This is a genomic window from Oleiphilus sp. HI0123, from assembly GCF_001635315.1.
Map to the genome: position 1 here is coordinate 1 of NZ_LWGE01001396.1, position 6,664 is coordinate 6,664.

Annotated in this window: 6 protein-coding genes; 2 read left to right on the top strand and 4 right to left on the bottom strand. The window is 44.8% G+C overall.

The window, feature by feature from the left end; translation table 11 throughout:
- Window positions 1-114: 114 nt before the first annotated feature.
- The 3 genes from A3761_RS17765 to A3761_RS17775 are packed head-to-tail and all read right to left on the bottom strand — an operon-like array spanning window position 115 to window position 2,430.
- Complete coding sequence (locus tag A3761_RS17765; RefSeq protein ID WP_082865018.1) at window positions 115-888, bottom strand: ElyC/SanA/YdcF family protein; 774 nt, start codon at window positions 886-888, stop codon at window positions 115-117.
- Window positions 888-1,715 (bottom strand): DUF2914 domain-containing protein, encoded by an 828-nt coding sequence (locus tag A3761_RS17770; RefSeq protein WP_068509595.1) that lies wholly within the window; start codon window positions 1,713-1,715, stop codon window positions 888-890. Before A3761_RS17770 ends, A3761_RS17765 begins: the two co-directional genes overlap by 1 nt.
- A 10-nt stretch (window positions 1,716-1,725) precedes the next feature.
- Window positions 1,726-2,430: an ankyrin repeat domain-containing protein gene (locus A3761_RS17775; RefSeq protein ID WP_068515975.1), complete on the bottom strand. Its 705-nt coding sequence runs from the start codon at window positions 2,428-2,430 to the stop codon at window positions 1,726-1,728.
- A gap of 168 nt (window positions 2,431-2,598) precedes the next feature.
- Between A3761_RS17775 and A3761_RS17780 the strand changes: the two genes are divergently transcribed.
- Complete coding sequence (locus tag A3761_RS17780) at window positions 2,599-4,839, top strand: ATP-dependent helicase (protein WP_068514409.1); 2,241 nt, start codon at window positions 2,599-2,601, stop codon at window positions 4,837-4,839.
- Between the two features lie 12 nt (window positions 4,840-4,851).
- Here A3761_RS17780 and A3761_RS17785 read toward each other — a convergent pair whose 3' ends face one another.
- The gene (locus A3761_RS17785; protein ID WP_068514412.1) at window positions 4,852-5,250 is read right to left on the bottom strand and encodes an acyl-CoA thioesterase; all 399 of its coding nucleotides are present in this window, start codon (window positions 5,248-5,250) and stop codon (window positions 4,852-4,854) included.
- 360 nt (window positions 5,251-5,610) lie between these two features.
- On the opposite strand from A3761_RS17785, the gene A3761_RS17790 reads away from it, so the two are divergent.
- Window positions 5,611-6,579 carry a PstS family phosphate ABC transporter substrate-binding protein gene (locus tag A3761_RS17790; protein ID WP_068514415.1) on the top strand — a complete coding sequence of 323 codons (969 nt, stop codon included), beginning with the start codon at window positions 5,611-5,613 and terminating at the stop codon, window positions 6,577-6,579.
- Window positions 6,580-6,664: the final 85 nt, after the last annotated feature.

The following is a 6,664-nucleotide window of genomic DNA, read 5'->3' on the forward strand; positions in this document are numbered from 1 at the left end:
CTTCGCTGTTGGCGCCTCTGGCGTACCTAAGTTAGTGATTAATACACCAACTTTCCCTTCGCTAGAAGGATAAACTTTTCCCGCTTTTAAACCCATAAATCAATTTTCCAAACGTTATGCTATTAAGCGCGCCCATAAATAGCCTAAGTACTCATGCCACGCTGCATCGGTTTTTGCCAGGTTTCGTGACTTTGGTATCCAGCTTCGCCAGCCTAAGCAATTCACTTCACATGACCTGAAATTTGTTGGCGAAGCAAGCAATGACTTAGTCTCGCCTTGCTGCAAAGTGATTTCTTTCTTAAACAAATAGACAGAACGGGGCATATGCATTGCTGACGTCACTAACGCAAATTTGGCACCGTTTATAAATTTAACCCAATGCCTGGCCTCTTCTGCCGTATCCTTTACCTCTTCAGCCAAATAAATATCGCTCTCGGGTACTCCAAGGGCTATCGCCACTCGTGATGCCGCTTTAGCATGAGATTCAATATCATCCCCATGATAGCCAGAAAGTAATAACTTTGACCCGGGATTTGCTCTGTAAATCATCAAGCCTTCAGTCAACCGACTTAATGAGGTTCCGCTCAATAGACTGCTTAAAGGTCGCTCATTCGCTGTTGAATGCCCGCCACCTAACACTAAAACAAAATCTACGGGCTGGCCTTGGTAGGCGGGATACTGTGACTCAAGAGGCCTGATCAAAGCATCCGTCACCGGTGAAAGGCTCAAAATAAATAAAGCAGTAATACTGAATAAACTGAGTATTCTGCCTAGCTTTACATAACGCTTTCGATAGAAAAAACCTGCTAACAGTAAACCGATCAAGATAAGCGGTACCGACATTAACGACATACCTAGCAGCTTTTTTAGGCCGAACAAGATATCCATCAGTTTGCGCTAACAACCTCAAAGTCTGCAAGAATATAAAGTTCACCTGAAGCGTCCAACACTTTCACCTGCCAAGCACCCAGCATATGTTTATCAATAAACTTACTTGAGTAGGACTTCTGTTTAGCAACATTTACCGGGATCCTCACCTTTGCCTGCCTTACCCCCTCACGATACCAGTGATGATAGAGTGTAGCGCCTCGCAAGCCATGCATCTCAGTATGCAGGATGACTTTGATCAGCCCGGATTCAGGCATTACGACACGATGCTGCAAGGGTTCTCCTGGAACATCATTCTTAATACTTAGGCTCAGCACAGCTTCTTTTATGGCGCTATTTATAATCAGGACAGAAGCTGGGCTCGCCTCGGAAATTTTGACTGCAGGCTGAGCGTTAACGCTTTCATCGCTGTCTGTCTCAAGAGGCTTAGCTTCAGGTGCCGGGGCTTTAATTTCTTTAGGCTCTTCAACAACTTTGGGTGTACTCACAAGCTGCGCTAGTTCCTCTGGCTTTAACTCTCCCAAAGGTGGCACCGTTACTTCGGGCTTTGGTGAAGCCTGCTTTACAGAGTCAGGATCGTCTGTTTTTTCTATGACCGCTATCTTCGGCTCCTTGATACTGCTATCTAGTGGTGTCTCAGCCTCATCAAAATCAAGTGCATCATCCTTGTTGGCAGTGGATAAACTGATAAGCAACACCAGCACGACTAACACAAGCAAGCCAAACCCTACGATGCGGTCCCAGCGAACAAAACTCTCTTCATAATGGCTATAGTCTTCACGCTGCTCGGGCAAAGGTCCGAGTGCTATCTTTCTTTTTGAGCTCATTTGTTTTTCTCTATGGCCGTGCGCCTGCCTGAACAAGCATTAAATCAATATCAAAGAAGCCCTTTCGTCGAGCAATTTTCAGAGCAGTATCACCGTCATCATCCTGATAATTCAGGTCCGCTCCAACAGCTATTAGCTGCTGGGAAATCAACATATTGTTATCTTCTACAACATGCATAAGCACCGAACGCCCCAAAGGGTATGCGTCAACTTGAGCACCGGCATTAATGAGTATTTTTAGCGTCGTTAGGTGGCCCTTTATCGCTGCTTTTGCTAAAGCTGTATAACCCTCTTTATCTCGATGATCCAATGATACACCTCTTACAATAAGCATTTTCACGATCTGATCAAAGCCCTGATCTGCCGCTTCAATCAACGCACTAGAGTCGCCCAATGAAAACCCTTCCTGCCACTGACTCCCTGCCGTCAACAAGATACGACTTATCGACGCATGTCCATTACTGAGAGCCAAGGAAAATGCCGTTCCTTCGGGTGCCATAGCATTCAATTTACCACCTTGAGAAAATGCCTTTTTTAAAGCACTGCTATCACCCCGTTCGGCAGCAAGCATCATTGGCGTTTTAGCAGGAACCTTTTGAGGACTGAGGTCCAGACGGCTTAGAATTGCTTCCGTTTGCTCATCATTTCCGGAAATAACACTACACGATGCTATCAACATCCCTGCAATGAATAGTATCATTAAGCGATAGTACATATAGTCAGTTCTTAGTTGTTGAGTTGAGAGAGAGTCTTAAGTTAACTCTACGCTACACCAAGGCGCCATTGTCATGTAATTTGAAGCCCCAGTAAAGCACTGCCTGGCAATCACTTTATTTGTATCAATTACCACCAAAATAAGTCACCGCTAACAAGTATTCACTGCATGCATCCAAGCCAAGATATCACCCTGACCCCCGAGCAAATTAAGGTTGTAGAATCACCCCTTGCTCATTATGTGGTCACTGCTGTCGCAGGCAGCGGTAAAACAACGACCCTAGCTCATCGGATAGTATATCTATTGAGCCAGGGCCATGATGCACGGCGAATTCTCATCCTAATGTTCAACAAAGCAGCAAAGACCGACTTTGCCGCCAAACTAAGACGGATCGGTAACCACCATAGCCGCCTTCCCGAGGTGCGAACCTTTCATGCGATGGGTTATCGGCTATACCAACGTTTTATTCAAGAAGGGCAACTGCGACCATTTAATAAACAAATCCTCAGTGATAAGGAGATCGACTTTCATATCTGGCGAATGCTAAATCAAATACTTGATTCCGAAGCCCTTAAAGATGCCAAACGTAATAAGAAAGATTACGTTGAAGCAGGCCACCAGTTTATCGAATCCGTTAAAAATGGCCTGCTGTCACCTCAACAAACCCTCTATGATCTTGATTTGAGCGATAAGTTCGGCTTTCTTCCTCAATTGTTTGATGTCTTCGAAAGCTGGCGAAAACACAACGCCAGAATCAGCTACACGGATATGCTTTACGATACCGTGATCGCTATTCAGCAAAATCCCTCTTTAGAAAAGCTTGTTAGCAACAAGATGGATATTGTGCTGGTCGATGAATACCAGGACACCAACGACCTTCAGCACGCACTGTTAAGCTATATCGCAGGGGACCGCGCCAAAGTGACCGTCGTTGGCGACCCTGATCAGACGATATACGAGTTCCGCGGCGCAAAACCCGAATACATCATTAACGGCTTTTCCCAACAGTTTCCAGGGACGCAGAAGCTCAATTTGAGCTACTCATTCCGCTATGGGCATTGCGTTTCTTTATTAGCGAACCACCTGATTTCCCACAACTCAGGGCGACAAGCACTGCTTTGCAAATCACATGAGTCAAACCCCTCTACCCGGGTAGAAGTACACAAGTCTAAAGATGACCCCAAGACAGTGATTGATATCCTCTCAGGCACCCCTTCTCAGGATTTGTCTCAGTATGCAATTCTCACGCGAGTTTGGAGTCAGACGGTGGGCATTGAGCTCGCGTTGTTAGAAGCCGGCATCAATTACCATATGGATGGCTACCCCGGTGTATTCCACTCCAATGAAGCGCAAAGTATTTGCGCACTGTTGGAGTTGGCATGTGGACACTTTAAAACCATGTCTACTGAGCAACGGGCTTTGAAACTGGACCTTCTGTTTCATTTTCCACATGTGGGTTTACCCGACACACAGATCAAGGCCTTTTGTCATACACTTGCTCAGCATGACAGCAATTGGGGACAATTGACCAAGGAAGCCATACCTGAAGATATTAAGCGTATACAAGCTATAAAATTAGAACGGCTGGCAAGAGCACTGAATGCGCTAGAGAACAAACCGCAGCCCTTAGCCGCGACCTTTGCAAGCTATTTTAATGAAACTGAATTATATGAAGGGATTCGTTCTCTTAGCCTGAGCCACGATCATGCAGAGGAAAAAGTCGCCTCAATTCAGGGAATTGCCCGCTTTCTAGCTCAACACAAGCTTAGCCTCGAAGATACGCTCAAGCTTTTTATTAAGCTACAACAAGACTCCGAGCAACATAACCATAAGACTAAAAAAACCGATACGGTCCAGCTATCGACCATTCATCGCGCAAAAGGCCTCGAGTGGAAACAAGTCATTATTCCCGGTCTCAACAACAAAACCCTGCCCTATACCTACAAAGATGAAATGCTAAGCAAAGCCTTGCTCGAAAGTGAAAGGCGTCTGTTATACGTCGCAATGACGCGTGCCAAAGAATGCTTACACCTCCTTATTCCTGAAGATGTTTCGAACAGCAAAGCTCAAATTTCACGTTTCCAGCATGAGCTTAATATCCCGCAAAGCACAGCGTTGGGAAGTGCTCTGGATAGTAAGCAAATAGAAGTCGCATTAGGCAAACCAAGTCGTATTACGAGGCAATATGCAGAAGAGTTACGGTGCACCTTGGTCGCTAGTGATATGGCTTCAGAAAATACTTCAACGAGCAGTGCAATATGGTTCGCAAATACGGTTAAGCATGTAGTACTTGGCTTAGGTTGGGTAAAAGAAGAGTCAGGAAATGCTTTTTCAGTCGAATTCGAAGATAAAGAGCTACGCACATTCAGTAAAGAAACAGCAGATCGCTTCTTTACTGTATTGGACTAGGCTTTCAAGCGCCTAATCGCTATTTGGTAGCGCCCTGATACCGCCCATTTCATCAATGGCCACATAGATAAAAACAGCTTCGGTAATCTTACGGGTTTGACTACCTCGTGTATCGGTTCCGAAAACCTCTACTCGAATTTTCATCGAACTACGCCCGGTATCCATTAGCTCGGTATAGCAACTTACTTGGTCACCGATAGAAACTGGCGATAAAAACTCTACTCTTTCAATCGCAACAGTCGCTGAGCGGCCTTTAGATATCTGGCTCGCTGCGGTCGCTGCGGCCAAATCCATCTGTTCCATTAACCAGCCAGCGTAAATGTCACCATGTACATTGGTATTACGAGGCATCGCAATGACTTGCAAAGTCAGACGACCCGAAGGCCCCAAACCCGATTCAGATGAATTCATTTGATCTCTTTCCTTTAATAAAGCGGCTTGCTTTCAGTATAGCCAAGATCGGAAAAGTGCCAGTGAAAATCATACACATGTGACCAAAACTTGAACTGGCCCCGAATATTTCATTTTTTGTCATAAAAATTGGTCAATGCCGAAGCGACTTTCTTAGATTTAGCTATCTAAGCAATACAACAACTCCCCGCTAAGCCCCGTAGATATGGGATCTAACAGTTTTTTTACATTCTTATGACACTTATGTGACAAACAAGACGGAGCTGTCACATAACTGTAACATTGCATCTTTATAGTGGCCTCATCAAGAAAGTAAGCAAACAAATTTTTCGGCAATTAAGCCACTTAGGAGCACTCAAGATGATAAAGAAAATAGTTAGTATCTTAGCCCTCAGTACATTAGGTGCTGTGAGCACTGCACACGCAGATGTTGATCCAAACCTTCCTAAATACGAGAAAGCCAGTGGCGTTTCAGGCAACCTTTCAAGTGTTGGTTCTGATACCTTGGCAAACCTGATGACACTTTGGGCCGAAGACTTTAAGCGTAACTACCCAAATGTAAACATTCAGATTCAAGCAGCGGGTTCTTCAACTGCGCCTCCAGCTTTGACTGAAGGTACCTCAAACATTGGCCCAATGAGCCGTATGATGAAAGACAAAGAGCGCGGCGCATTCGAAAAGCGTCACGGTTATGCGCCAACAGCCGTTCCAGTTGCAATCGATGCATTAGCAGTATTCGTAAACAAAGATAACCCAATCAAAGGTTTGACTATTCCTCAGATCGACGCGGTTTTTTCATCTACTCGTAAGTGTGGCTTCGACAAAGAAGTAAAAACTTGGGGTGACTTGGGTGTGACGGGTAACTTGGCTGGCCAAACTGTTCAGCTTTTCGGTCGTAACTCTGTATCAGGTACTTACGGTTACTTCAAAAAGAAAGCACTATGTAAAGGTGACTTCAAGAACAACGTAAATGAGCAGCCAGGTTCAGCATCAGTTGTTCAGGGCGTATCTGAGTCTATCAACGGTATCGGTTACTCAGGTATCGGTTACAAGACTGCATCTGTTCGCGCACTACCACTTAGCAAAAAAGCAAGCCAGCCATTTGTTGAAGCGACTTCAGCAAACGCGGTAACAGGCAAATATCCACTATCTCGCTTCCTATATGTTTACATCAATAAAGCGCCTAACAAAGACTTGTCTCCACTTGAAGCAGAGTTTGTTAAGTCAGTATTGTCTCAGCAAGGTCAGGAAGTTGTGGTAAAAGACGGTTACGTTCCACTACCTTCAAAAGTTGCTGAAAAGAGCTTGAAGGAACTTGGCCTACTGTAAATAACACAGGCTACTTCCGTCAGGGATGACGGTTACAAATTGTAATATAATAAAAAATCTTCTCACCATTCTATGATGAGGAGAT